The organism is Pseudomonas sp. YA1, assembly GCF_058680555.1.
The window spans coordinates 77,477-103,229 of record NZ_JBZWBG010000025.1; the positions used below are offsets into that span (position 1 = coordinate 77,477).

Consider the following 25,753-nt stretch of genomic DNA (forward strand, 5'->3'; position numbering starts at 1 on the left):
GCAACGATGAAACCGACAGCCTTCCTCGCCCTCTCCGCCCTCGCCTGCGGCATCGCCCAGGCCGCCGCAGCGCCGGACCCGGCCCTGGTCAGGCAGGGCGAATACCTGGCCCGCGCCGGCGATTGCGTAGCCTGCCACACCGCCAGGGACGGCAAGCCGTTCGCCGGGGGCCTGCCGATGGAAACGCCGATCGGCGCGGTGTACTCGACCAACATCACCCCGGACCGCAAGACCGGCATCGGCGACTACAGCTTCGAGGACTTCGACCGCGCCGTGCGCCACGGCGTGGCCAGGTCCGGCGACACCCTCTACCCGGCGATGCCCTACCCGTCCTACGCGCGAGTCAGCGAAGCGGACATGCGCGCCCTCTACGCCTACTTCATGCATGGCGTGGAGCCGGTGGAGCAGCCCAACAAGGCCAGCGACATCCCCTGGCCGCTGTCGATGCGCTGGCCGCTGGCATTCTGGCGCTGGACCTTCGCTCCCGAGGTGAAGGACTTCCAGGCCGCCGCCGGGCAGGACCCGGTGCTGGCGCGCGGCGCCTACCTGGTCGAAGGCCTCGGCCACTGTGGCGCCTGCCATACCCCGCGTGGGCTGGGCATGCAGGAGAAGGCCCTGGCGGCGAGCGATGGCGCGGCCTACCTGTCCGGCAGCGCGCCGCTGGAGAACTGGATCGCCAAGAGCCTGCGCGGCGACCACCGGACCGGACTGGGCAGTTGGAGCGAAGCCGACCTGGTCAGCTTCCTGCGCACCGGCCGCAGCGAGCGCAGCGCGGTGTTCGGCGGCATGTCCGACGTGGTGGTGCACAGCATGCAGTACATGACCGACGCCGACCTCACCGCCATCGCCCGCTACCTCAAGTCGCTGCCGCCGGCGGACCCCGCCGACCAGCCGCACGTCTACGACGAGAGCGTGGCCCAGGCACTGTTCCACGGCGACGACAGCAAGACCGGCGCGGCGCTCTACGTCGACAACTGCGGGGCCTGCCACCGCACCGACGGCAAGGGCTATGCGCGGGTCTTCCCGGCCCTGGCCGGCAACCCGGTGGTGACCGGCAGCGACCCGACCTCCCTGGTGCACATCGTGCTCAAGGGCGGCACCCTGCCGGCCACCCACCAGGCACCGTCGAGCTTCACCATGCCGCCGTTCGGCTGGCGGATGAACGACCAGGAGATCGCCGACGTGGTCAACTTCATCCGCACCAGTTGGGGCAACCAGGCGCCAAGCGTCAGCGTCGACGAGGTCAAGCGCCTGCGCAAGGACACCGGCGCGGCGGCGGTGGGCGACATTCCGCCGCCGGGACCGGCCGCGGCGGATCGCGGCTGAGCGCCAGACCTCTGGCGAAACGCCATTCCAGCCCCTCTCCCGCTCGCGGGAGAGGGTTGGGGAGCGGGAGCGCGCCGTACCGGGCACGGCCCTCCCCCTTCACTCATCACCCAAGCGCACATGCCGCCCCAGCTCGTCGAACAACGCGACCACCGAGCGCAACGCCCGGCAGTCCGGACGGGTCAGCAGCCACAGGGCGCTGGCGCAGCCCTCGAGGTCGGCGTCCAGTACCCGCAGGCCGTCGCCGTCGCGTAGCAGGTAGGCGGGGATCGCCGCCAGGCCGAGGCCGGCGCGGGCCATCTCGGCTACCGCCAGCACACCGTTGCAGCGGTAGGCCGGCAGCACCCCGGGATAGTGTCGACGACGCCAGACCACGCTCGGGTGGTCGGGAAGGAAATCGTCCGGGGCGATCCAGTGCAGCATGGCGGGCTCCGCCGCGTCGCGGCCCTCCAGGTAGCGTTCGCTGGCGCAGAGCACGTAGCGCACCTCGCCGAGGTTGCGCCCGACCAGGTGTTCCGGCGGCGTGCGGGTCATGCGCAGGGCGATGTCGGCGTCGCGCCGGCTGAGGTTGGCAAAGTCGTTGGAGGTCGCCAGCTCCAGTTGCAGGGCCGGATAGCCAGGCATGAAGCGCGCCAGCGCCGGCAGCAGCAGGCCATGCAGGACGGCGTCGGAGCAGGTCAGGCGCACGGTACCGCTGAGCACCTCGCGCTCCAGTTCGAGGCCGATGCGCGCCGCCTCCAGCGCCTGTTCCGCCAGTTCCGCCTGCTGCGCCAGGCGGCGGGCGGTCTGGTTCGCCAGGTAGCCGCTGCGGCTCTTGTCGAACAACGCCTTGCCGAGGTTCTTCTCCAGCCGGCGGATGGCCCGGAAGACCGTCGACACATCGACCCTGAGCAACTCCGCGGCCCGCGCCAGGCTGCCGCCGCGAACCAGGGCGAGGACCAGGGCAAGATCGGCATGGTCCAGGCGATATTGCAGCGGTGCATTCATCTTTTGCATTGGCGCCGATATCGAGTGCGGAAACGCAACTATAGAGTGAGCGCCAGGGCCCGCCAACCGGCGTGGCGAAACTGGAGCGAAAACGGATGTCCACCCCTCCCGCGGCGCCGCTGCGCATTGCCCTGGTCGGCGACCACGACCCGCACATCACCGCCCACCAGGCGATTCCCCTGGCCCTGCGCCTGGCCGGCGAGGCACTCGGCCTGGAGATCGCATTCGACTGGCTGGCCAGCGACCGCCTGCCCGCCGAACCGGCGCTGGAGCGCTATGACGGGTTCTGGTGCGTGCCGGGCAGCCCCTATCGCGACGCCGACGCGGTGCTGCGCCTGATCGCCCATGCCCGGGGCCGGCGCCGGCCGTTCCTCGGTACCTGCGCCGGCTTCCAGCACACGATCCTCGAGTTCGCCCGCAACGCCCTCGGCTGGCAGGCGGCGACCCATGGCGAGGAGCATCCGCACAGCGACCAGGCGGTGATCGCCGCCCTGCCCTGCGCCCTGCTCGAAGCCCGCGAGGAAGTCCGCCTGCTGCGCGGCTCGCGCCTGGCCCTGGCGTATGCCGCTAACTGGATCGAGGCGGACTACCACTGCCGCTACGCAATCGCCCCGCGCTTCGCCGCGGAACTTACCGGCGGCGCACTGCGGGCCAGCGCCTGGAGCGCCGACGGGGCGATCCGCGCGGTGGAGCTGGAACAGCATCCGTTCTTCGTCGCCACCCTGTTCCAACCCGAGCGGGCAGCCCTGGCCGGCGTCCTGCCGCCACTGCCGAAGGCGTTCGTCGAGGCGTGCCGGACGCAGCGCCGCGACCGCCCGCGGCGCGGCCCTACGCCCTATTACGCAGTGATCTTCAGCTCCCACCGCAGCGCCGTCGACGACGGCTACGCCGAAGCGGCCGAGCGCATGCTGGAACTGGCCAGCCGCCAGCCGGGCTATCTCGGCGTGGAGTCGGTCCGCGGCGCCGACGGTTTCGGCATCACCGTCTCCTACTGGGACAGCGAGGCGGCGATCCGTGCCTGGAGCCGCCACGCGGAGCACCGCGACGCCCAGGCGCGCGGCCGGCGCGACTGGTACGCCGGTTTCAGCGCGCGGATCGCCCGGGTCGAACGCGAATACGCCTTCCCGGCTCAGCCGGACACCGCGCAGTCGCCGGCCTCGTCCTGAGCCAGCACCCGGAAGCAGGCCAGGGCCAGCAGCCAGGCCAGCCAGCCGGCGCCGACCGCGACGAGGAAACCGCTGGCGGCGCCGTAGCCCTCCACCACCCAACCGGCCAGCGCCGAGCCCAGGGCCATGCCGATGCCCAGCCCGGTGATGGCCCAGGTCAGGCCTTCGGTGAGGCGCGCCGGGTCCACCGCGCGCTCGACCAGGCCCATGGCCAGGATCATCGTCGGCGCCACGCTGAAACCGGCCACCAGCACGGTCAGGGCAAGCGCGAGGATGCTCTCCACCCCTAGCAGCGGCATCAGGCTCAGGGCCATCAGCGTAACCATGCAGAGCAGTTGCCGGGAAAGCGCCAGGCGCCAGCGCAGCAGCCCGAACAGCAATCCCGCGAGACATGAGCCGACGGCATAGACCGACAACACCAGGCTTGCCGCAGCCTTGTTGCCGTGCGCCTCGGCGAAGGCCACGCTGACCACTTCCACCGCGCCGAAGATCACCCCGATGGCGGCCAGCACCAGCGCCAGCACGCGTACCGCCGGATAGGCCAGCGCGCTGCCGGCGCGGCGCCGCGGATGGGCATGCAGCGGCGGTTCGGTGCCGCGTTGCAGGCTGAACAGGCTCACCCCGGCGACCAGGAACAGCGTCGCCAGCAGCGGCCCCGCCTCGGCGAACCAGCCGACGCTGAGGCTCACCGCCAGCACCGGCCCGATGATGTAGCACACCTCGTCCATCACCGATTCGAAGGAAAACGCCGTGTGCAGCTTCGGCGAGCCCCGGTACAGTTCGGTCCAGCGCGCCCGCACCATGGCCGGCATGCTCGGCATCGCTCCGGCGAGCAGCGCGAACAGGTAGAGCCAGGCGTTCGGCGCTCGATAGTGCGTACACAGCAACAGCGCGCTCATCGCCAGGGCGCTGGCCAGCGCGGCCGGGAGCAGCACCCGGCCCTGGCCGAAGCGGTCCACCAGGCGCGATACCTGCGGCGCGAGCAAGGCATTGCAGAACACGAAGGTGGCCGCCACGGTACCGGCCAGCCAGTAGTCGGCATGCACCTGGGAAAGCATGGTGACGATGCCCAGGCCGGTCATCGACAGGGGCATCCGCGCCAGCAGGCCGGCGGCTGAAAAGCCCTTGGCGCCGGGCGCGGCGAACAGTTCGAGATAGGGGTTGCTCATGGAAAGCCTCGGCTGGCCGGCTCCAGCGGAACCGGCGACGACGGGAGAAGACGAAATTTACATACGCTGCGTATGTCAAAAATCATGGAGACATACGCAGCGTATGTCAATTATCCTGAAGCCCCTTCGCCACCCGGAGACCTCGCATGGCCCGCAAGCCTCGCGCCGAGATGATCGAGGAAACCCGCGCCAAGCTGATCGACGCCGCGCGCCGAGCGTTCGCCGACAACGGCTACGCCGGCGCCTCGATGGACGAACTGACCGCCAGCGCCGGCCTCACCCGCGGCGCGCTGTATCACCACTTCGGCGACAAGAAAGGCCTGCTGGCCGCGGTGGTGCAGCAGATCGACGACGAGATGAACCTTCGCCTCGGCGCCATCCTGGCTGCCGGCGAAGACCTCTGGAGCGGCTTCCGCGCCTACAACCGCGCCTACCTGGAAATGGCCCTGGAAGCGGAAATCCAGCGTATCGTCCTGCGCGATGCCCCGGCCATCCTCGGCAGCCCCAGCAGCGAGGCCAGCCAACTGCGCTGCCTAAGCTCGATGACCGGGCAACTGCGCGAACTGATGGACAGCGGGCGGGTCCGCCGCACCGACGCCGAGGCCCTGGCATGGTTGCTCAACGGCGCGCTGGTGGACGCCGCCCTGCGTATCGCCAACGCCGAACACCCGCCGGAGAGCCTGGCCAGGGCCTGCCAGGCCCTGGACGTGCTGCTCGACGGCCTGCTCATGGAGTGAAAAGCCAATGGACTACCGCATCAGAACCAGCCGCGACGAGGACGCCGCGCTGCTCCCGGCCATCGAGCGCTCAGCCGGAGAAAGCTTCCGCCTGCTGCCCGAGCTGGCCTGGATCGCCGACGCCGGGGTCGCCGGGGTGGACTTCCATCGCCGCCTGATCGAGCGCGGCAGCCACTGGCTGGCGGAAGACGCCGATGGCCAGCCGGTCGGCTTCCTCGCCGCCGAACGCTGCGCCGACGAGTTACACATCGCCGAGTTGTCCATCGCCCAGGCCCACCAGCAACAGGGCCTGGGCCGCCGCCTGCTGGAGCGCGCGGTGACCTACGCCCACGCCAGCCACTGCCGGGCGCTGACCCTGACCACCTTCTGCGACGTGCCCTGGAACGCGCCGTTCTACGCACGCCTGGGCTTCCAGCGGCTGACCTGGCAGGAAGCCGGCGAGCGCCTGCGCGCGATCCTCGGCCACGAGCAGGAGATCGGCTTCGCCGCCGACAGCCGCTGCGCGATGCGCCTGCTGCTCTAGGCGGCGGCAAAGGGCTTGACCGGCGGGTGGCGGGTGGCGGTACAGTTGCCAACTGCAACAGGATGTTTCAGCGCTGCCCCGGACGGGCTTCCGCTCTCCCTCTTCCCCAGTGTGCCCTTGCATGAGCAGCCAACGCCGAAACTACCGCTTCATCCTTGTCGTCACCCTGTTCGTCCTCGCCTCCCTGGCCGTCTCCGGACGGTTGGTCTATCTCCAGGTCCACGACCACGAATTCCTCGCCGACCAGGGCGACCTCCGCTCGATCCGCGACCTGCCGATCCCGGTCACCCGCGGCATGATCACCGACCGCAACGGCGAGCCGCTGGCGGTATCCACCGAAGTCGCGTCGATCTGGTGCAACCCCAGGGAAATGGCCGACCACCTCGACGAGGTGCCACGCCTGGCCGGGGCCCTGCACCGCCCCGCGGCGCCGCTGCTGGCCCAGCTCCAGGCCAACCCGAACAAGCGCTTCCTCTACCTCGAGCGCGGCCTGTCGCCGATCGAGGCCAGCGAGGTGATGGCCCTGGGCATAACGGGGGTACACCAGATCAAGGAATACAAGCGTTTCTACCCCAGTTCCGAGCTGACCGCGCAGTTGATCGGCCTGGTCAACATCGACGGCCGCGGCCAGGAAGGCACCGAACTGGGCTTCAACGACTGGCTGAGCGGCAAGGACGGGGTACGCGAGGTGGCGATCAACCCGCGCGGCTCGCTGGTCAACAGCATCAAGGTGCTGAAGACGCCCAAGGCCAGCCAGGACGTGGCCCTGAGCATCGACCTGCGACTACAGTTCATCGCCTACAAGGCGCTGGAAAAGGCCGTGCTCAAGTTCGGTGCGCACTCCGGCTCGGCGGTCCTGGTGAACCCGAAGAGCGGGCAGATCCTGGCGATGGCCAACTTCCCCTCCTACAACCCGAACAACCGCGCCAGCTTCGCCCCGGCCTTCATGCGCAACCGCACCCTCACCGATACCTTCGAGCCGGGCTCGGTGATCAAGCCGTTCAGCATGTCGGCGGCGCTGGCCTCCGGCAAGTTCGACGAGAACAGTCAAGTCAGCGTGGCACCGGGCTGGATGACCATCGACGGGCACACCATCCACGACGTCGCCCGGCGCGACGTACTGACCATGACCGGGGTGCTGATCAACTCCTCGAACATCGGCATGAGCAAGGTCGCCCTGCAGATCGGACCCAAGCCGATCCTCGAACAGCTCGGCCGGGTCGGTTTCGGCGCGCCGCTGTCGCTGGGCTTCCCCGGCGAGAACCCGGGCTACCTGCCGTTCCACGAGAAATGGTCGAACATCGCCACCGCCAGCATGTCGTTCGGCTACAGCCTGGCGGTGAACACCGCCGAGCTGGCCCAGGCCTACTCGGTGTTCGCCAACGACGGCAAGCTGGTGCCGCTCAGCCTGCTCCGCGACAACCCGCAGAACCAGGTGCGCCAGGCGATGGACCCGCAGATCGCACGGCGCATCCGGGCGATGCTGCAAACCGTGGTGGAAGACCCGAAGGGCGTGGTCCGCGCCCGCGTGCCGGGCTACCACGTGGCGGGCAAGAGCGGCACCGCGCGCAAGGCCTCGGGCCGGGGCTACGCGGACAAGTCCTACCGTTCGCTGTTCGTCGGCATGGCGCCGGCGTCCGACCCGCAACTGGTGCTGGCGGTGATGATCGATTCGCCGACCAGGATCGGCTACTTCGGCGGCCTGGTCTCGGCGCCCACCTTCAGCGACATCATGGCCGGATCGCTACGCGCCCTGGCGATCCCGCCGGACAACCTGCAGGACAGCCCGGCCGTCGCCGACCGCCAGCACCACGGCTGACCGCTGCCTAGCCGTCGTGCTCGCGGCCCTCGGCGTCCAGCCAGTGCGCTCCCGGCCCCTCGGCGGAAAGCTGGTCGCCGGGGTTGCGCAACGGGCAGGCCTGGAGCGACAGGCAGCCGCAACCGATGCAGCCGTCCAGTTGGTCGCGCAACAGCAGCAGCTTGTCGATGCGCTCGGTGAGATCCTCCTTCCACTGCGCCGACAGGCGCGCCCAGTCCGCCGCGCTAGGGCTACGCCCCGCCGGCAGGGTCTGCAGGGCGCGAGCGATCTCCGCGAGGGGAATGCCGACCCGCTGGGCGACCTTGATCACCACCACCCGGCGTAGCGTCTCGCGACTGAAGCGCCGCTGGTTGCCGGCGTTGCGCTGGCTGCTGATCAGCCCCTTGGTTTCGTAGAAATGCAGGGCGGAGACCGCCACGCCGGCACGCCTGGCCAGTTCGCCGACGCTCAGTTCGCGGGATGCGCAGGAATTCTTCATGATTGGCTTGACCTCAAGTTTGCTTGAGGTTTTACCCTGGGCCGGCCCTCGACACAAGTCCCCCGGAGTAACCCGCCATGCTCATCCCCTCCTCCTACTGCTGCACCGACGACCAGTGCCCGGCCGCTAGCGAGCGGTCGCCGTGCTACGCGCAACTCATCGATATCGAGGTGGAACCCGCCAGCCAGTTGTCGCTGGCGCTGGAACAGAACGCGCACCTGCAACGCCTGGAACGCTGCTTCAGGAACTGCCCGGGCTACCTGTCCGCCAGCCTGCACCCCAGCGAGGACGGCCAGCACGTGCTGAACTACACCTGCTGGCGTTCACGCGAGGACTGCGAACGCGCCTGGCAAGCCCGGGAGGACGCGCCAGGCCCGCTGAGCGCGGGCGTCTGGCGGCTGGGGGCGAAAAGCGTGCGTTTCGAGACCTTCCTGGTCGACGCCGAGGGCTGCTGAGCCCGCCGGCGCCGACGGCCCGTCTCAGAAGGACTTCTGCAGGGAGGCCATGTCGATCACGAAGCGATACTTCACGTCGCTGGCCAGCATCCGCTCGTAGGCCTGGTTGATCTGCTGGATCTCGATCATCTCGATGTCGCAGGCGATCCCGTGGGCCGCGCAGAAATCCAGCATTTCCTGGGTCTCGGCGATGCCGCCGATGGCCGAGCCGGCGATCGAGCGGCGCCCCATCACCAGTTGCGCACCGTGCACCGCCGGCTCCAGCGGCTCGAGCAGGCCGACCAGCACGAGGGTGCCGTCGCGCTTGAGGGTCGCCAGGTAGGGATTGAGGTCGTGCTGGTGCGGCACGGTGTCCAGGATCAGGTCGAAGCGTCCGGCGACGGCGGCCATCCGCTGTGGGTCGGTGGAAAGGATCACCTGGTCGGCGCCGAGCCGCCGCGCTTCCTCCTCCTTGCCCGGCGAGCGGGTGAACAGGGCCACCTCGGCACCGAGCGCCCTGGCGAACTTCAGGCCCATGTGACCGAGGCCGCCCAGGCCGACCACCGCCACCCGGCTACCGGGGCCGATCTTCCAGTGACGCAGTGGCGAGTAGGACGTGATCCCGGCGCACAGCAGCGGCGCCGCCGCCTTCGGGTCGAGCCCCTGGGGAATGCGCAGGACGAACCTGGAGGAGACCACGATGCGCTCCGAGTAGCCACCGAAGGTCGGCAGGCCGTCGTGGCGGTCGCGGCCGTTGTAGGTCAGGGTCGGGTATTCCGCGCAATACTGCTCCAGGCCCTCGGCGCAGGCGGCGCAGTGCCGGCAGGAGTCGACCATGCAGCCGACGCCGACCAGTTCGCCGACCGCGAACCCGCTCACCGCCTCGCCGACGCTGGCGACCCGGCCGATGATCTCGTGGCCCGGCACCAGCGGGTACAGGCTGTTGTGCCATTCGTTGCGCGCCTGATGGAGGTCCGAGTGGCAGACGCCGCAGTAGAGGATGTCGATCACCAGGTCGTCGGCGCGCGGCGCGCGGCGTTCGAAGCGATGGGCGGCCAGCGGGGCGCTGGCGGACTGGGCGGCGTAGCCGCGGATCTGTAGGGTCATCGGTGTGTCCTCTTCGCAGGATGGCGGGCCGCGACGACCTGCTGGCGGCGGTCCGTTCGGGGGGCAATTGTTCGCCGGATGGGCGCCGCCGCAGAATGTCCATTCCTGTCGAAGCCTTGCCCATTCGTGCCGATGTTGCGTCCCGCCACTGCCCAGGCGCGCGCGGGGTTGCTACGTTTGCCTCCCCTCCTGGAGAAACAGCCAAGGCATGAGCACTACTTCCACCGACATGGCGTCGCTGATCACCACCCTGCAAGGCGAACCGGGTTTCGACGCCACCCGCATCCCCGGCGTCCGCCTGATGCGCGCCGAACAGGCCTATCCGCGCAGCCCGGTGTTCTACGAGCCGCGCATCTGCATCCTCGCCCAGGGCCAGAAGATCGGTTTCCTCGGTGGCGAAACCTACCGCTATGACGCCGAACGCTACCTGGTGATGTCGGTGCCCCTGCCGTTCGAATGCGAAACCCACGCCTCCGCCGCCGAGCCCTTGCTGGGAGTGAGCGTCGACGTGGAAATCGGCACCTTGAAGGAACTGCTGCTACAGATGGAAGAGGCTCCCGGCAGCGACGACGACAACGAACTGGCGCCCAGCGCGCCGATGGCGTCAGTACCGCTGGACGCGGGCATGGCCGATGCGGTGATGCGCCTGCTGCGCTGCCTGCAGAGCCCGCTGGACAGCCATATCCTCGGCCCGCAACTGGTCCGCGAGATCATCTTCCGCGCCCTGCGCAGCGAGCAGGGCAACGCCCTGCGTGCGGTGGCCGGCCGGCACAGCGGCTACGGGCGCATGGCCAGGGCCCTGCGGCGCATCCACACCGACTACGCCAGTGCGCTGGACATCGACACCCTGGCTCGCGAGGCGAACATGAGCGTGTCGACCTTCCACCACAACTTCAAGGCGATGACCTTCACCTCGCCCCTCCAGTACCTGAAGAGCGTGCGCCTGTACAAGGCCTGGAGCCTGATGGTGCAGGACGGGCTGAACGCCAGTACCGCCGCCAACCAGGTCGGCTACGAGAGCCCCTCGCAGTTCAGCCGCGAGTTCAAGCGCTACTTCGGGCGCACGCCGAGCGAGGAAGTCCAGGCCGCCCGCCGCTAGCCGGCGGGAGCGGGGGCGCTTGCAATACATACGGATGTCCGTATATTCGGCTTTCCATATATTCAGGAAGGCCCAGCGATGCCCAGCCCCGCCGAAGTGTTCAAGTGCCTGGCCGACGAGACGCGCGTTCGCGCCACCCTGCTGATCGTCGACCAGGGCGAACTGTGCGTCTGCGAACTGATGTGCGCCCTCGCCGACAGCCAGCCGAAGATCAGCCGCCACCTGGCCCAGTTGCGTAGTGCCGGGCTGCTCCTCGACCGTCGCCAGGGCCAGTGGGTGTATTACCGCCTGAACCCTGCGCTGCCGGCCTGGATCCACGAAGTCCTGCAAGTGACCCTGCGGGCCAACGGCGACTGGCTGCAAGCCGACGCCGCGCGCCTGCGCGACATGGACGGCCGCCCGCAGCGCGCCTCCGCCTGCTGCCAATAGCGCGAGCCGCCCCATGCTGATCGCCTTCGCCATCTTCCTGTTCACCCTGGTCCTGGTCATCTGGCAGCCCAGGGGCCTCGGCATCGGCTGGAGCGCCAGCATCGGCGCCCTGCTCGCCCTGGCGCTGGGCAGCGTCGCGCCGGGCGACATCCCGACCGTCTGGAACATCGTCTGGAATGCGACCGCCACCTTCATCGCGGTGATCGTCATCAGCCTGCTGCTGGACGAGGCCGGCTTCTTCGAATGGGCAGCGCTGCACGTCGCGCGCTGGGCCGGCGGCGACGGCCGGCGCCTGTTCGCCTTCTGCGTGCTGCTCGGCGCGGCGGTCTCGGCGCTGTTCGCCAACGACGGCGCGGCGCTGATCCTCACGCCCATCGTGATGTCGATGCTGCTGGCCCTGCGCTTCAGCCCGGCGGCGACCCTGGCCTTCGTCATGGCGGCGGGCTTCATCGCCGACAGCGCCAGCCTGCCGCTGGTGGTCTCGAACCTGGTGAACATCGTCTCGGCCGACTACTTCGGGCTCGGCTTCGGCGAGTACGCCGCGGTGATGTTGCCGGTAAACCTGGTGAGCGTCGCGACCTCCCTGCTGGTGCTGTTCCTCTATTTCCGCCGCGACCTGCCGCCGGTCTATGCGCTGGAGCAATTGAAGCCGCCGCGGGCGGCGATCCGCGACCGCGCGACCTTCGTCGTCGGTGGCTGGATGCTGCTGGTCCTGCTCGCCGGGCTGTTCGCCCTGGAGCCGCTGGGCGTCCCCGTCAGCGCGGTGGCCGCGACCTGTGCGGCGCTGCTGCTGGCGGTGGCCGGGCGCGGGCGGGTGATCTCGACCCGGCGGGTGCTGCGCGAAGCGCCCTGGCAGATCGTGGTCTTCTCGCTGGGCATGTACCTGGTGGTCTACGGCCTGAAGAACGCCGGTCTCACCGACCTCCTGGCGCAGCTCCTGAACCGCCTGGCCGAGCACGGCGTATGGGCGGCCGCGCTGGGTACCGGACTGCTTTCCGCCGCCCTCTCGTCGGTAATGAACAACATGCCCAGCGTGCTGCTCGGCGCCCTGTCGATCCAGGCCAGCGACACCGCCGGCGCGGTGCGCGAAGCGATGATCTACGCCAACGTCATCGGCTGCGACCTGGGGCCGAAGATCACCCCTATCGGCAGCCTGGCGACGCTCCTCTGGCTGCACGTGCTGGCGCGCAAAGGCATGCGCATCACCTGGGGCTACTACTTCAGGGTCGGCGCCCTGCTGACCCTGCCGGTCCTGCTGGCGACCCTTTCGGCCCTGGCCCTGCGCCTGGCCATCTGACGGCCGCCGGCGACGGCGGCAGGAGCATCCCATGCGAGTCCTGTTCATGTGCACGGCCAACAGTTGCCGCAGCATTCTTTCCGAAGCCATGTTCAACCACCTGGCCCCGCCGGGTTTCGAGGCATGCAGCGCCGGCAGCCAGCCCAGCGGGCGGGTGCATCCGCGCAGCCTGGCGACCCTCGAACAGGCCGGCATCGCCACCCACGGCCTGTACAGCAAGGGCAGCGAAGCCTTCGAAGGCGCACCGCCGGACATCGTCATCACCGTTTGCGACGCCGCCGCGGGGGAAGCCTGCCCGCTGTATCTCGGCGCAGCGCTGAAGGCCCATTGGGGCCTGGCCGATCCCTCCGCCCTGGATGGCGACGAAGCCCTGCGGGATGCGGCGTTCCACGCCACCCTGGCACGCATCGAACAGCGTTGCCGAGCCTTCCTCGGCCTGCCCTTCGCCACCCTGGATCGCGACCAGCTCAAGCGCGAGCTGGAGCGCATCGGCTCGCTCTGACCGGAGGAAGCATGTCCGAACAACTACCCAACCTCGATTCCGCACTGCTCGGCGACCTGCCCCCCGTCTCCGGGCACAGGCCGCGCATCCTCCTGCTCTACGGCTCGACCCGCGAGCGCTCCTTCAGCCGCCTGCTGGTGCTGGAGGCCGCACGCCTGCTCGAACGCTTCGGCGCCGAAACGCGGATTTTCGACCCTTCCGGGCTGCCATTGCCCGACGATGCACCGGTGGAGCATCCCAAGGTCCGCGAGTTGCGCGACCTGGTGCAGTGGTCGGAAGGTCAGGTCTGGTGCTCGCCCGAGCGCCACGGTGCGCTGTCCGCGGTATTCAAGGCGCAGATCGACTGGATTCCCCTGGCGCTCGGGGCGGTGCGCCCGACCCAGGGCAAGACCCTGGCGCTGATGCAGGTCTGCGGCGGCTCGCAGTCGTTCAACGTGGTCAACCAGTTGCGCGTGCTGGGTCGCTGGATGCGCATGTTCACCATCCCCAACCAGTCCTCGGTTCCCAAGGCCTACCTGGAGTTCGACGAAGCGGGCCGGATGAAGCCATCGCCCTACTACGACCGGGTGGTCGACGTGATGGAGGAGTTGTTCAAGTTCACCCTGCTCCTGCGCGAGCGCACGGAGTTCCTGGTGGACCGCTATTCGGAGCGCAAGGAAAGCGCCGCGCAGCTTGCCGCGCGGGTCGACCAGCGTTCGCTCTGAGCCGCGCCCGCCTCACTCGCGCCCCGGCGGATGGCCGAAGCGCGCGCGGTAGGCATGGGTGAAGTTTTCCGGACTGGAGTAGCCCAGGCGATAGGCTATCTGCGCGATCTGCCAGCGACCCTCGCGGACCATCTGCCGGCCGATCTCGAGACGCCGGTCGCGGACGTACTGCAACATCGAGCGACCGAACTCGTTCTTGAAAATCCGCCGCAGGGTGGTTTCGCCGACCCCCAGTTGGCGCGCCAGTTCGAGGCTGGCAGGCGGCTCACCGAGGTTCGCCTCCAGCAGGCGGCGCGCTTCGTGGGCCAGGTCGCGCTGGGCGCGTGGGGTGCGCGCGCGACGAAGGTCCGCGCCACCCAGGTAGGCGGCCAGCTCCACCAGCAGGCCCAAGGTCAGGCTCTCTTCGTGCAGGCGTCCGAGGGCGCCGCGGTATGGATTCTGGTAGAGGCGCTCGAACAGGGCGCTGATGGCGCCGCAACGGGACAACTGGGTGAAGCTCGCGCCGTCGCCCTTCAGCCGCGCCAGCGGCCGCAGGGCGCCATCGCCGGTTTCCAGTTCCTCCTCCAGGTAGCTGGCGGCGATCCGCAGCCCGCCCAGGCGCACGCGGCTGCCCGCCGGCAGGATGTCGAAGGCTTCCATCGGCTCGCCGGTGCCGAGCACCGAAGGACCGCCCAGGTTGTAGAGATAAGGCTCGCCGCCGTCGACGCTGTGCCGCCACTGGCCGTCGAACATCTGCACGATGCACAGGCCTTCCGGCAGCACCTTGTGGGTTCGCAGCGGCTCGGTGAAGCTCAGGTCGCAATCGAAATACTGCATCGACGGGCGCACCGTCCGCGCCTGGTAGTGACCGGTGGCGCTGCCGAGCATTTCGCGCGCGTCGAGGATCTGCGACTGGCACAGGGGCGAAGGAGCGTCGAAATAAAGCTCCGTGTCGTGGTAGGGATTCCAGCTTTCCATGGCGTAGGTATCGGTGGGACGCAACCATCTGAACCGGTTCAGGCAGCGGCTTTCCAGGATGGTTCCGTGCGCTGATCGAACCGAACCTGTGGGCGACGACGCTTTTCCTGTGAGCGGCGGCCGCCTCGGTTGTTCATGGTCCGAGCCTGTATTAATAGATGCGCCCCTTTTACATCGCGTTGCCAAAGGGGGCGAGAATGATAGCAAAGTGGACTGCGGCGCTGCTGATGGGCGCGCTGGCCTGGGGATCCTGCACGGCGCAGGCCGAACAGGCGCGGCCGCCGGTTGCCGACAAGGTGGTGGCCTACCAGGGTCAGCAGGGGCTCAAGGTCTGGACCCTGCGTATCGGCGAAGCGGCGGCCGGCGAAGCGCTGTTGCAGGTCGAAGGTCTGGACCACGACTGGGACCGCCTGATCCACAAGGTAAAGGTGGAAAAGAGCGCCAGGGACAGTCGCTACTCCACCGAACTGAACGGCAGCAAGTACGTGATCCTGATCGTGCGCGACGGCTGGGGCGAACTCTACCTGCCCGGCGAACAGCAGACGCGGCAGGTCGCCTATAGCGAGGCGCTGTCGTCCGCAGGCGAGCCCCAGGCGTTCCTGACCGACTACCTCGAGCAGAAATAAACGCGGATGAGCCACGATACGCTGCGGGTAAGGCTGCTCGCGTTCCTCTTCCTGATTCCCCTGGCGCTCTACGCCTGGTCCGCCGTGCAGGCCTTCCGGGTCGACTCGACCCTGCGCGACGAACGTTTCATGCGCGACTGGAGCGCCTCGGCGCGCAACGACCCGGACGCCGCCGGCGCCATTCCCCGTCACCTGTTCCGCCCGGCCTATGGCGTCGAAGGTCATCTTCACCAGTTCGCCGAGGACGCCGAGGCCATCCGCCGCGACCATCCTTGGCTGGCCCTGCGTGGCTGGCTGGCCGCTTTCGGCAAGCTCTGCGCGCTGGCGTCGGCACTGGTTGCGGCCGCCTTGCTGGCGAAACTGGAATACGACGGGCGCCGCTCGATGCGCTCGCAAGCCTACCTGCTCGGCCACCTCGCGCCGGCCTGGCGGCGCCTCGGTCGACTGGTCCCGTTGCACGCCGGCCTGCTGGTCGCCGCCCTGGCCAGCCAGTTGCTCTACGAAGCGCTGTGGAGCTACAGCCACTGGCACAGTCACGGTTTCGTCGCCCTGCTCTTCTCGCTGCCGCTGTGGCTGCTGTTCCTCGGCGGCCTGCTCATGCTGCGGCGCCTGCGCGGCGAACTGCTGCCGCTGGAGGAACCGGTGCTCCACCTGCTCGGCCGCGAACTCGACCGGGTTGCCGCGCCCGGCCTCTGGCAATGGCTGGGACAGATCGCCGACCGCGCCGGAGCGCCGCTGCCGGACCATGTCGTCACCGGCATCGAGCACTGCTACTTCGTCACCCAGGCCAAGATCCTGCTGGCCCCCCGCGGCATTCCGCTGGAGGGGCGTACCCTGTACATCCCGCTGACCTACGCCACGGTCATGAGCGAGGCCGAAAGCGCCGCGATCATCGGCCACGAACTGGGCCACTTCGCCGCCGGCGACACCGCCCACGGCGCCTCCCTGTCGCTCCTGCAACGGCAGGTGCGCCTGCGCATCGAACGCATCGCCGCACCCGAGGATGGGCGTGTCGGCCTGCTCGGCAAGCCGGGCCTGTGGGCCGCGCTGTACTTCCTCGAACGCTTCGAGCGCGCCTACCTGCACTGGAATCGCCGCCAGGAACTGGCCGCCGACAAGGTCGGGGTGCGGGTAGCCGGCGCGCGGGTCTTCGCCATCGCCCTGCTACGCACCTGCGCCCTGGCAGGGCTGATCGAACGCCTGCTGGCCAGCCCGCAGACGCGCAACCTGGTGCATGCGCTGACCGACCATCTGCGCGGGCACTCCCTGGAACTGGACGAACAGGACAGCGCGCGCCGCCTGGAACACCCCTTCGACAGCCACCCGCCGACCTACCAGCGGATCGCGGACCTTTCCCTGGCGCTCGACGACGATCTGCTGCGGCAGGCAAGGCGCATCGTCAGCGCCGACGACACGCAGTGGCTCAACCGCCTGCTCGATGCAGGCCACGGGGAAAGCCGATGATCCCGCCGGGCGCGCAAGCACCCTGCCCCGCCGGGGCAAGGGACGACGAAGCCACGCGGTTGCGGCGCTTCGTCGCCAGCGTTCCCAACCGGATAAGCATCGGCGCCGCCCGTGGCGCGGCGCCGCTGTCCGCCCTGCTCGGCCTGCTGCTGCTCGGCGGCGCCTGGACCTTGCGCGACCACCCCGGACCCGGGCATGAGGCGGCGGCGCTGTGCCTGCTGGCGGCGGCCGCCCTCCTCATGTGCCTGGCCTGCCTGCAGCGCAACGCCAGGAACGCGCCGTTCCTCGTCCTCGGCCAGGGGCGCCTGCGCGCCCGCAGCCTGTCGGCGCCGCTGGACCTGCTGGAGGTCGCCGACCTGCGCCTGGAGGACGGGGTCTGGTTCTCCGCGATAGTCCTCGAACTGCACGGCAAGGCGCTACCGGCGCCATCCACGCGCCCACTCGATCCGTTCGCCGCGCGTGCCGTCAGCGAATGCCGGGACGGCCCACAGGTTCGCCTGCTGTCCCCCGGCTGGCGCCTCAACGGTCGCAACCTGTCGCTACTGGAAGCCGCGGAGGTCATCGACCTCTACCTGGACATCGCCCGCGCCCAGGCCCGGCTCCGCCAACTGGGCGAGATCCCGCCCAGTGTTTCCTCTTCACTCCCAACTCCAAGGATATTTCCATGAGCAACCAGGAACCCCGGGACCTCGTCTCCAACCTCGCCGAAACCCTCGGCGCCGAACACAAAGAACTGAACCAGGAGAAGACCGCCGAGGTCATCGCCCATCTGGAGCGGGTGATCGCCAACGTGCCGCCGGCCACCGAGTTCACCAATACCCGCAAGTACGTGGTGCTGGGTCCGCTGCTGAGCATCGTGCCCTTCATCATGAGCGGCATGTGGTTCACCCAGGGCAAGCCGGGGGTCGGCGTCGTCGGCTTGCTGCTCGGCCTGTTCGGGCTGTTCCTCGGCTACCAGCATCGCAACTCCGGCAAGACCCCCTTCATGCGCCTGACCCGTACCCAGCTCTGGGCCGACAGCCTGTCGGCTCCGGTCGAGCTGGCCGACGTCATCGATTTCAGCGTCAAGGCCGACATGCTGCAAACCACCCAGACCCTCCACCTGCGGCCCGAAACGCCCCTGCCGACCCATCGCGCCGTACGCCAGGTGTTCGCCTCCCAGGCCATGGCTTTCAAAGGCAAGGACCCGCGCATCACCATCATGTCGGCCGGCCTGCAGAGCGACGGCAAGAAGCTGGACTGCGACGACATGGCGGCGATCCTCGACGCCTACATCCAGGCCGCCCACGCCCAGCGCTACCTGCAACAACTGCGCAGCCAGGGCTGAGTGAAGGGCACGGTCCATCCGCGAAGGCTGCTGCTTTGCCTGGTGCTGGTTCCAGCGCTGCTGGCGGGGCTCGGCGCCTGGCAGTCCTGGCGCGCCGAGCAGCAGGCCGAGCGACTGGGCGCCGCGCAGCAGCGGGTCGAGCGCGCGCTCGCCGAAGCGCGGGCGCTGCCGCCGAGGGCCAGCGTCCGGGTGGACGGCCGGGCCTATGTGCGCGACCTGGCCCTGGCGCGGCTCGACGAGCAACTCGCCGACACACGAAGCGTACAGCGCCTGAATCGCTTCGCCGCCGTCCTCGCCGATAGCGGAGCCTGCCTGGCGGCGCTGGTCGCCGTGCTGGGAGCCGTCTCCCTGGCCGGCATCGCCGGCGCCGCACGCAGCGCACTGCGCTCGCGGCGCAGCCTGCTCCTGTGGTTCGAGCTGGGCCGACGCCTGCTGCCCTGCCTGCTCCTCGCCCAGATCGGCCTGCTCGCCCTGGCCCTGGCCTGTGCCGGAACGTTCGAGATCCTCGGGCTGTGGCGGGTCGGCCAGGTTCCGGTCAGCGAAGGACGCACCCAGCTGAGCGTGGCGCTGATCCTTCTCGGCCTGCTGGCGTCGGCGTGGCAAATGCTGGCGAAGATCGGCCGCTTGCGACTGCGCCCGGCGCCGGCCCTGGAAGTCGTCGGCCGCCGGCTGGGCGAAGAGGATGCACCGGAACTCTGGACGCTGCTGCGCGAGCTGGCGGCGCGCCTCGACACGCCAGCCCCGCAGCACCTGTTGGTAGGTCTCTGCGACGGCTTCTACGTGACCGCCAACCGCGTCTGCCTGCAACCTTCCGGTGAGCATCTGGAAGGACGCAGCCTATACCTCTCGCTACCGTTGCTGGGCCTGCTGGACCGCGCCGAACTGAGTGCCGTGATGGCCCACGAACTGGCCCACTTCGCCGGCCGCGACGCCCATTACAGCCTGCGCTTCCTGCCGATCTACCAGGGCGCCGCGAGCCAACTGGCCGCCATCGAGGAGCAGGAAGCCAACGTCTTCGAACGTGCGGCACTGGAACCGGCGCGACTGTTGGCCGGGTACTTCCTCGAACGTTTCGCCCTCGCCGTGAACCACTGGAGCCGCCTGCGCGAATTCGCCGCCGACCGCCGCGCCGCGCAACTGGCCGGTGCGCCGGCGATGGCCTCGGCCCTGCTGCGCAGCGCGGCGGCCGGCGCGCCGATACGGGCGTTCCTCGAACACTGCCTGCTCGCTCCGGCGCGCGCGCCGGACAACCTGGTGGACGCCATCCACGTCTATCTGGGCCAGTCCGGCCTGGAAGCACCAGACCCCGGGGCGGAGGGACTCCAGGTCCATCCGCAGGATACCCACCCTCCGCTGGGCCTGCGCTGCAAGGCGCTGGGAGAGGGCTTCGAACGCACCTGGGCCGGGACCGCCGGCCGGGCCGTTCCGACACGACCGCCGAGCCAGGCGCTGAGCGTCTGGTTCGGCGCCCCCCTGGCGTTGAGCCGAGCGCTCAGCGCCGACCTGCTCGGCAAGACCTGTGAGAATCCCCATGCAAGAAATTGACGAAACCCTCGACGAACTGCCGCCGCTGGAAGCCCGCTGCGAGATCCGCGAGGTCTCGCGGGGCACCGCCTGCGTCGCCCTGCTCGCTGGCCTGGTGGCTGGCGCCACCGGTCTCTGGCTCGCTTCGCTGCCCCACGCCTGGCGTCTGGCCAGTGGCCAATGGCTGTTCTGGCTGCCAGCCGCGCTGCTGCTGGGCGGCGGCCTGTACGCCTGCCTGGCGGGCGTGTTCCTCTACCGGCGCCACGGCCAGGTCGCGCTCACCCTGACCCCGGAGAGCATCGCCTTCGCCAACGCGCCGCAGGTGCCGATGTACACCTTCCAGTCGCTGGAGATCGAGCGCGGGCGCTGGCTGGAACTCACCTTCGCGACCACCTTCGACTGCACGGCGCCGCGCTTCGACAACCATGCCCGTTTCGACCCACGGGCTTTCGCCCGCCCCGCAGCCCGCGCAGTGGCCGGCGGCAAGCGGGTCAAGCTGGCGCTATGCGGCGCCGCGCTGGACGGCCAGGAAATGGAGCTGGAGTCGCTCGCACGACTGATCTACCGGTACATCCTCGCCGGCCATCGCCAGCGCGCCCTGCAACATCATCGCGCGCCCGGGAGCGACGGCAGCGGGGCCTGAAGCGAGCAACGCTCAGGCTGCGCGCTGGCGTTGCCAGTCCACCGCGGCTTTCAGGCGCGCCACCACCTTGCGCACGAAGAGCGGGTCGTCCGCCACGCAGAGTTCCGCGCTGACCCACTCCGGCCAGCCGGCCCCCTGGCGTTCGCGGGCACCCAGCAGGCGCTCGACTTCGTCGCGCACGGCGCGCTCCAGGCGTTCGCTGGCACGATTGCGGGACAGGTGGAGGCGCAGGCAGGCCTGTTTCTCGCGCTCCAGGGCGCGGCGTCGGGACAGCGGCAGTTCGGCAAGGTTGTGGCTCATGATCGGTGCTCCTTGTCGCGCAGGCAGGCGATTTCCGATTACTGTACATTCATACAGTAATCGGAATTGACGACGCTGACAAGGGCTGGCCGGGTAGCGCGAACAAGCGCGCCCGGCACTTCAGAACTGGTATTCGACCCCGGCTCCCGCGTACCAGGACAGCCCGGGGGCCGCTTCGTAGTAACGCCGGTTGCCGTCGCCGACGATGACCGAGCCGACGTACTGGCGGTCGAACAGGTTGTCCAGGCGCACCAGCTGGTGGAAGGTCCAGGCCCCCAGGCGCTGTTCGAAGCGGGTGCGCCAGTTGAATACCGCATAGCTCGGCGCGGCCTTTTCGCTGTTGCTGTCCTCGACGTAGACCTGGCTGCGGTACATGCCTTCCCAGCCCATGCTGATGCCCTCCGCGGGCTTCCATACCAGTTCGCCGAACAGGCTGCTTTCCGGCACGCCCGGCAGGTGCTTGCCCTTGCCGATGGTCTTGCCACCGGCCTCGAAATCCGAATCGTAGGTGGCGGATAGCCGGGTATAGGCCAGGTTGGCGTTCCAGTGCTCGCTCAGTTCGCTCTCCACGCCCAGTTCGAAGCCGCGGCGCAGGGTCTTGCCGGCGTTCTGGTAGCTGGTGCGACCGCCGAGGGAGCTGGCGACGGCGATCTCGTCCTCGGTGCGGATCTGGAAGATCGCCGCGTTGACCCGCGTATTGCCCCACAGGCGCGCCTTCAGCCCGGCTTCGTACTGGCTGCTGGTGGCCGGCTTGAGGCCGAAGTTGAAGACGTCCGGCGCGTTCGCCGCCACAGGCGCATAGGCCATCTCCGCCTGGGTCGGGGTCTCGAAGCCCTTGCCGGCGCTGAGGTAGCCGTGCAGGTCGGGGGTGAAGGCGTACATCACCGAGAACGACGGGGTGTTCTTCCGGTAACGCCGCGAGCCGCTGGCATCGCCGTTGCTCAGGTAGCGGTCGTCGACCTCCATCTTCATGGTGCTGTGGCGCACCCCGGCCTGCAGGGTCCAGGCGTCGATGGCCCAGCTCGCCTGCAGGTAGGGATCGAGGCTGGTGGCGGTGTCCACCTCGTCGCGGCGCAACTCGCCCTTCACGCCGAGTTGGTCGCCGTTGAAGTTCTGGTAGCCGCGACGGTCGTCGCGGCTCTGGTCGTAGTCGAGGCCGACGGTCAGGTTCAGCTCGCCCGGCGCCTGGCGTACCGGTTGCAGCCAGCGCACGGTGCCACCGTGGAAGTCGCGGTCGAAGTCCACCACGCCGCCGCCACGCTGACTGTTGGAGACCACCCCCCTGGGGATCGACAGGTACTGCACGACACTGCGCTTGCCCACGTAGGCGTTGACCTGCAAGGTCGCCTCGCCGAAGTAGCGCTCGTAATTCATCCCGGCCTGCTGGTGGTCGATGCTCTTGCGCGTGTCGTACAGCTCGGCGTTGGCGGTGACGGAGCGCGGGTCGTGCTTGTAGGCGTCCCAGGTCTGCCCCAGCGGATCTTCAGTGTCGTTCTGTTCCAGGCTGCTGTAGATCAGCGCCAGGCGGCTGTCGGCGTCGGGCCTGAAGTTGAGCTTGGCGAAGGTCTGGTCGCGGCGCGCGGCGCTGTGGTCGCGGTAGCCGTCGGTGTCCATCCGCGAGGCATCCACCAGGAAACCGACCCCGTCGCCCTCGCCTTCCGTGTACAGGTGGTTGCGGCTCAGGCCATCGCTGCCGACGGTGGTTTCCGCGCCGACCCGCGGGGCGCCCTGGCCGTCGCGGGAGAACATCTGGATCACCCCGCCGGCGTTGCTGCCGTAGATCGTCGAGGCCGGCCCGCGCAGTACCTCGATGCGCTCGGCGACGTCGAGGTTGAGGGTCGCGGCCTGGCCCTGGCCATCCGGCGTGCTGGCCGGGATGCCGTCGGCGAGCAGCTTCAGCCCGCGGATACCGAAGGCCGAGCGGGCGCCGTAGCCGCGCGAGGAGATTTGCAGGTCCTGGGCGTAGTTCTGGCGGTTCTGCACCACCAGGCCGGGTACCCGCGGCAGGACTTCGGAGAGGTTGATGCCGAGCTGGCCGTCGGCGATCTGCCGGCGCTCGATGCTATCCACCGAGAACGGCAGGTCGAAGGTGTCGCTGGGGTTGTAGCTGCCGGTCACCACCATGGGTTCAAGGCTGCGTCGCTCCTCGCCCTGGGCGGCGCAGGCGATGGCCAGGCCGCAGAGCGCGAGGGAGCCGGGCAGCAGGTGGGAGACGAAGCTGGGACGGGGTCGGGACGGCATGCAGGGTTCCGCGGATCGCAAGGTATCGAAGGGGCTTTGCCAAGGGCGGGAACGCGCCTCCCCTTGGCAAAGCCCCTTCCGGGCCGAAGCCCGGAAGGCCGGGAGCCGGCTGTGGGCTCCCGGTGGGCGGGTCATTGCCTGGGCAGGGCGTAGGCGATGATGTAGTCGCCCATGCGGGTGCCGAAGGAGCCGTGTCCGCCAGCGACGATCAGCACGTACTGGCGACCGTCCTTGCCGGTGTAGCTCATCGGCGTGGCCTGGCCGCCGGCCGGCAGGCGCGCCTGCCAGAGCTGCTTGCCGTCCTTCACGTCATAGGCGCGCAGGTACTGGTCGAGCGTACCGCTGAGGAAGGCCACGCCGCCGGCGGTGGTGATCGAGCCGCCCATGCTCGGTACGCCGACGGTGAGGCCGATCGGCACCGGGGTGTTGTCGCGGCTGGTGCCGTTCTTGTGCTGCCAGACGACCTTGGCGGTGGTCAGGTCGATACCCGCCACGTCACCCCAGGACGGCGCCTGGCACGGCAGGCCGATGGGCGACATGAACGGATGCATGATCACCGCGTAGGGCGCGCCGGTGTTCGGCTGCACGCCGCTGGTCTCGCCCTCGCGCTTGCTTCCGCTGGGCACCTTGTCGCGCGGCACCATCTGCGAGACGAAGGCCATGTAGTTGGGACTGGTGAAGAGGATCTGGCGCACCGGGTCGACCGACACCCCGCCCCAGTTGAACACCCCGACGTTGCCCGGATAGATCAGGCTGCCCTGCTCCGACGGCGGGGTGTACTGGCCCTCGTAGCGCAGCGAGCGGAACTGGATACGGCAGAGCATCTGGTCGAACGGGCTGCTGCCCCACATGTCGCGCTCGGTCAGCGGCGGGCGCAGCAGGTTGAGGTCGGAACGCGCCTGGGTCGGCGCGGTATGGTCGCCCTCCACCGCGCCCTGCGGCGCCGGCACTTCGCGGATCGGCACGATCGGCGTGCCGTCGCGGCGGTCCAGCACGTACAGGCTGCCCTGCTTGGTCGGCGCGATCAGCGCCGGCTTGACGCCATCGGCGGTCTTCAGGTCGAGCAGGGTCGGCTGGCTGCCGACGTCCATGTCCCACAGGTCGTGGTGGGTGAACTGGTAGTTCCAGCGCAGCTTGCCGGTGTTCAGGTCGAGGGCCACCAGGCCGGCGCTGAACTTCTCGGCGCCGGGGGTGCGGTTGCCGCCCCACTGGTCGGGCATCTGGTTGCCCAGCGGCAGGTAGACCTGGCCGAGCTTCTCGTCGACGCTGGCCAGCGACCACATGTTCGGCGAGTTGCGGGTATAGAACTTGCCGGGGGCCAGGGGCTCGGTCTCGTCCGGGTTGCCGCTGTCCCAGTTCCACACCAGCTTGCCGTCGTGCACGTCGAAGGCGCGGATCACCCCGGACGGCTCGTTGGTCGACTCGTTGTCGGTGACGTGGCCGCCGATGATCACCAGGTTGCGGGTGACCGCCGCCGGCGAGGTGGAGTAGTAGCCGCCCGGGGTGAACGGACCGATGCCGGCCGTCAGGTCGACCGCGCCCTTGACCCCGAAGTCCTCGCAGACCTTGCCGTTGTCGGCGTTGATCGCGATCAGGCGGGCGTCGGCGGTGGGCAGGAACAGGCGCCGCGGGCAACTGGCGGCGACCGCCTTGCCGGCCTCGGAGAGCGCGGCCGGCGGCGCGCCGACGTCGCTCCTGGCGTACTGCTCTTCGTCGTAGTAGGAGACGCCACGGCAAGTCATGTGGGCGAAGCCCTTGAAGCCTACCGGGCTCTGGATCTGCGGATCGAAGTGCCAGATTTCCGCGCCGGTGTCCGGGTCGAGGGCCAGCACCTTGCTGTGCGCGGTGCAGGCGTAGAGCATGCCGTTGACCTTCAGCGGGGTGTTCTCGTTGGTCAGTTCGAGCGGATCGTCGGCGGTCGGCAGGTCGCCGGTACGGATGCGCCAGGCTTCCTCGAGCTGGCCGACGTTGGCCGGGGTGATCTGCTTCAACGGCGAGTAGCGGTCGCCGAACTCGGTGCGGCCGTAGGCCTGCCAGTCGCCGTCCGGCATCGCCGGGGCGGTGCTGGTCATGCCACTGTCGCGGTCGATGCGGCCGACGATCTGCCCCGGATTGGTGAACTGGCTGCCCACCGCGGCGGCGCCGGCCAGGACCACCGCCACGCCCAGCGCCGCGGTGCCCAGCGGCGCCGGACCCTCGGCCAGCAGCGGACGACGGAACCAGGGCAGCCAGAGCAGCAGGCCGAAGACGAACCACAGGGCCAGGCGCGGCACCAGTTGCCACCAATCCAGGCCGACTTCCCACAGCGCCCAGACGGTGCTGGCGAACAGCACCAGGGCGTACAGGCCTAGCGCCGCACGCTTGCCCAGCAGCAGCAACAGCCCGCTCAGGGCCAGGCCGATGCCGGCCAGCAGGTAGTACAGCGAGCCGCCCAGGCTCGCCAGCTTGATGCCGCCGGCCAGCAGCGCCAGGCCGGACAGCAGGATCAACAGGCCGAGCAGGCTCGGCAGCAGGCGCGATCGACTGTGGTTACCTTCGCTCATCGTCCGGTACTCCCTTCGGGGTTGATGACAGGCATTGCTTACTCTCCTATTACGTTCTGCACGCCGGGCTGTTCAGCCCGCCGCGCCGCGTTGGGCGGCGCTGAAGAAATGGCCGCTGGCCATGACCGAATCGCGGTTGTCCGAAGCAACAGCCTAGAACACCGTCTGGATCTTGATCCCCGCCACCAGCGCGTTGTCGACCTCGTCGACCCCGCCCGGCTGCTTGATGTATTGCAGGTTCGGCCGCACCGTCAGCCAGTCGGTCACATGCACCCCGTAGTACAGCTCGGCGTTGTACTCGGTGTCCTGCAGCGGCTGGTACAGCGGGTTGTCGTAGTCGTCGATGCCGTT

General features: G+C 69.2%; 26 protein-coding genes. 17 read left to right on the forward strand and 9 right to left on the reverse strand.

What is annotated here, in order from left to right; all coding sequences use genetic code 11:
- Window positions 1–6: 6 nt before the first annotated feature.
- A complete protein-coding gene (locus AC4OR5_RS27890; protein WP_015502926.1) occupies window positions 7–1,326 on the forward strand; it encodes a cytochrome c in 1,320 nt (439 codons plus the stop codon).
- A gap of 99 nt (window positions 1,327–1,425) precedes the next feature.
- Here the strand turns inward: AC4OR5_RS27890 and AC4OR5_RS27895 are convergent, their stop codons facing one another.
- The gene (locus tag AC4OR5_RS27895) at window positions 1,426–2,322 is read right to left on the reverse strand and encodes a LysR family transcriptional regulator (protein ID WP_009315794.1); all 897 of its coding nucleotides are present in this window, start codon (window positions 2,320–2,322) and stop codon (window positions 1,426–1,428) included.
- 86 nt (window positions 2,323–2,408) lie between these two features.
- On the opposite strand from AC4OR5_RS27895, the gene AC4OR5_RS27900 reads away from it, so the two are divergent.
- The gene (locus tag AC4OR5_RS27900; RefSeq protein ID WP_058159999.1) at window positions 2,409–3,479 is read left to right on the forward strand and encodes a CTP synthase C-terminal region-related (seleno)protein; all 1,071 of its coding nucleotides are present in this window, start codon (window positions 2,409–2,411) and stop codon (window positions 3,477–3,479) included.
- Here AC4OR5_RS27900 and AC4OR5_RS27905 read toward each other — a convergent pair.
- The gene (locus AC4OR5_RS27905; RefSeq protein WP_003117816.1) at window positions 3,443–4,648 is read right to left on the reverse strand and encodes an MFS transporter; all 1,206 of its coding nucleotides are present in this window, start codon (window positions 4,646–4,648) and stop codon (window positions 3,443–3,445) included. The two genes, AC4OR5_RS27900 and AC4OR5_RS27905, sit on opposite strands and share 37 nt — an antisense overlap.
- A 146-nt stretch (window positions 4,649–4,794) precedes the next feature.
- Here AC4OR5_RS27905 and AC4OR5_RS27910 point away from each other — a divergent pair, with 146 nt between their 5' ends.
- The 3 genes from AC4OR5_RS27910 to AC4OR5_RS27920 all read left to right on the forward strand — a co-directional run bounded on the left by AC4OR5_RS27910 (window position 4,795) and on the right by AC4OR5_RS27920 (window position 7,727).
- Window positions 4,795–5,385, forward strand: coding sequence for a TetR/AcrR family transcriptional regulator (locus AC4OR5_RS27910; protein WP_003113746.1), 591 nt, complete (start codon window positions 4,795–4,797; stop codon window positions 5,383–5,385).
- 7 nt (window positions 5,386–5,392) lie between these two features.
- A complete protein-coding gene (locus AC4OR5_RS27915; protein ID WP_003139434.1) occupies window positions 5,393–5,908 on the forward strand; it encodes a GNAT family N-acetyltransferase in 516 nt (171 codons plus the stop codon).
- Between the two features lie 121 nt (window positions 5,909–6,029).
- The gene (locus AC4OR5_RS27920; protein WP_023125959.1) at window positions 6,030–7,727 is read left to right on the forward strand and encodes a peptidoglycan D,D-transpeptidase FtsI family protein; all 1,698 of its coding nucleotides are present in this window, start codon (window positions 6,030–6,032) and stop codon (window positions 7,725–7,727) included.
- A 7-nt stretch (window positions 7,728–7,734) separates the two neighbouring features.
- On the opposite strand, the gene soxR is transcribed toward AC4OR5_RS27920, so the two are convergent.
- Window positions 7,735–8,205 (reverse strand): redox-sensitive transcriptional activator SoxR, encoded by a 471-nt coding sequence (gene soxR / locus AC4OR5_RS27925; protein ID WP_003089301.1) that lies wholly within the window; start codon window positions 8,203–8,205, stop codon window positions 7,735–7,737.
- A gap of 77 nt (window positions 8,206–8,282) precedes the next feature.
- On the opposite strand from soxR, the gene pumA reads away from it, so the two are divergent.
- Window positions 8,283–8,660 carry a monooxygenase PumA gene (gene pumA, locus AC4OR5_RS27930; protein WP_033959030.1) on the forward strand — a complete coding sequence of 126 codons (378 nt, stop codon included), beginning with the start codon at window positions 8,283–8,285 and terminating at the stop codon, window positions 8,658–8,660.
- A gap of 24 nt (window positions 8,661–8,684) precedes the next feature.
- Here pumA and AC4OR5_RS27935 read toward each other — a convergent pair whose 3' ends face one another.
- Window positions 8,685–9,746 (reverse strand): NAD(P)-dependent alcohol dehydrogenase, encoded by a 1,062-nt coding sequence (locus AC4OR5_RS27935; protein WP_023097611.1) that lies wholly within the window; start codon window positions 9,744–9,746, stop codon window positions 8,685–8,687.
- Window positions 9,747–9,954: 208 nt separating this feature from the next.
- Between AC4OR5_RS27935 and AC4OR5_RS27940 the strand changes: the two genes are divergently transcribed.
- The 5 genes from AC4OR5_RS27940 to arsH all read left to right on the forward strand — a co-directional run bounded on the left by AC4OR5_RS27940 (window position 9,955) and on the right by arsH (window position 13,777).
- A complete protein-coding gene (locus tag AC4OR5_RS27940) occupies window positions 9,955–10,845 on the forward strand; it encodes an AraC family transcriptional regulator (protein WP_003110753.1) in 891 nt (296 codons plus the stop codon).
- Window positions 10,846–10,923: 78 nt separating this feature from the next.
- Window positions 10,924–11,274, forward strand: a complete 351-nt coding sequence (locus AC4OR5_RS27945) for a metalloregulator ArsR/SmtB family transcription factor (RefSeq protein ID WP_003089312.1) — start codon at window positions 10,924–10,926, stop codon at window positions 11,272–11,274.
- Window positions 11,275–11,287: 13 nt separating this feature from the next.
- Window positions 11,288–12,571: an arsenic transporter gene (locus AC4OR5_RS27950; protein ID WP_003089314.1), complete on the forward strand. Its 1,284-nt coding sequence runs from the start codon at window positions 11,288–11,290 to the stop codon at window positions 12,569–12,571.
- 31 nt (window positions 12,572–12,602) lie between these two features.
- Entirely contained in the window at window positions 12,603–13,073 is a 471-nt protein-coding gene (locus AC4OR5_RS27955; protein ID WP_003112098.1) for an arsenate reductase ArsC, read from the forward strand.
- An 11-nt stretch (window positions 13,074–13,084) separates the two neighbouring features.
- A complete protein-coding gene (gene arsH / locus AC4OR5_RS27960) occupies window positions 13,085–13,777 on the forward strand; it encodes an arsenical resistance protein ArsH (RefSeq protein ID WP_058159998.1) in 693 nt (230 codons plus the stop codon).
- 12 nt (window positions 13,778–13,789) lie between these two features.
- On the opposite strand, the gene AC4OR5_RS27965 is transcribed toward arsH, so the two are convergent.
- On the reverse strand, window positions 13,790–14,644 hold the full coding sequence (locus tag AC4OR5_RS27965) for a helix-turn-helix transcriptional regulator (protein WP_003131783.1): 855 nt from the start codon (window positions 14,642–14,644) through the stop codon (window positions 13,790–13,792).
- Between the two features lie 287 nt (window positions 14,645–14,931).
- On the opposite strand from AC4OR5_RS27965, the gene AC4OR5_RS27970 reads away from it, so the two are divergent.
- Genes AC4OR5_RS27970 through AC4OR5_RS27995 form a run of 6 tightly spaced genes read left to right on the forward strand, consistent with a single transcriptional unit; the run spans window position 14,932 to window position 20,318 of the window.
- Window positions 14,932–15,360 (forward strand): hypothetical protein, encoded by a 429-nt coding sequence (locus AC4OR5_RS27970; RefSeq protein WP_003131782.1) that lies wholly within the window; start codon window positions 14,932–14,934, stop codon window positions 15,358–15,360.
- Window positions 15,361–15,366: 6 nt separating this feature from the next.
- Window positions 15,367–16,824, forward strand: coding sequence for a M48 family metalloprotease (locus AC4OR5_RS27975; protein ID WP_033939079.1), 1,458 nt, complete (start codon window positions 15,367–15,369; stop codon window positions 16,822–16,824).
- The gene (locus tag AC4OR5_RS27980; RefSeq protein ID WP_023125953.1) at window positions 16,821–17,492 is read left to right on the forward strand and encodes a hypothetical protein; all 672 of its coding nucleotides are present in this window, start codon (window positions 16,821–16,823) and stop codon (window positions 17,490–17,492) included. The genes AC4OR5_RS27975 and AC4OR5_RS27980 overlap by 4 nt, the downstream gene beginning before the upstream one ends.
- The gene (locus AC4OR5_RS27985; RefSeq protein ID WP_058159997.1) at window positions 17,489–18,151 is read left to right on the forward strand and encodes a hypothetical protein; all 663 of its coding nucleotides are present in this window, start codon (window positions 17,489–17,491) and stop codon (window positions 18,149–18,151) included. The genes AC4OR5_RS27980 and AC4OR5_RS27985 overlap by 4 nt, the downstream gene beginning before the upstream one ends.
- The gene (locus tag AC4OR5_RS27990) at window positions 18,152–19,696 is read left to right on the forward strand and encodes a M48 family metallopeptidase (RefSeq protein WP_023118494.1); all 1,545 of its coding nucleotides are present in this window, start codon (window positions 18,152–18,154) and stop codon (window positions 19,694–19,696) included. It begins immediately after the preceding gene.
- Window positions 19,683–20,318, forward strand: coding sequence for a hypothetical protein (locus tag AC4OR5_RS27995; RefSeq protein WP_023118495.1), 636 nt, complete (start codon window positions 19,683–19,685; stop codon window positions 20,316–20,318). Before AC4OR5_RS27990 ends, AC4OR5_RS27995 begins: the two co-directional genes overlap by 14 nt.
- A gap of 12 nt (window positions 20,319–20,330) precedes the next feature.
- Here the strand turns inward: AC4OR5_RS27995 and AC4OR5_RS28000 are convergent, their stop codons facing one another.
- The 4 genes from AC4OR5_RS28000 to AC4OR5_RS28015 all read right to left on the reverse strand — a co-directional run.
- Entirely contained in the window at window positions 20,331–20,618 is a 288-nt protein-coding gene (locus AC4OR5_RS28000) for a hypothetical protein (protein ID WP_003089338.1), read from the reverse strand.
- Window positions 20,619–20,738: 120 nt separating this feature from the next.
- Window positions 20,739–22,859 (reverse strand): TonB-dependent receptor family protein, encoded by a 2,121-nt coding sequence (locus AC4OR5_RS28005; RefSeq protein ID WP_058159996.1) that lies wholly within the window; start codon window positions 22,857–22,859, stop codon window positions 20,739–20,741.
- A gap of 131 nt (window positions 22,860–22,990) precedes the next feature.
- Entirely contained in the window at window positions 22,991–25,402 is a 2,412-nt protein-coding gene (locus tag AC4OR5_RS28010) for a glucose/quinate/shikimate family membrane-bound PQQ-dependent dehydrogenase (RefSeq protein ID WP_058159995.1), read from the reverse strand.
- A 153-nt stretch (window positions 25,403–25,555) separates the two neighbouring features.
- Window positions 25,556–25,753 (reverse strand): carbohydrate porin (locus AC4OR5_RS28015; RefSeq protein WP_043087342.1); only part of this gene is annotated, 198 nt, incomplete at its 5' end.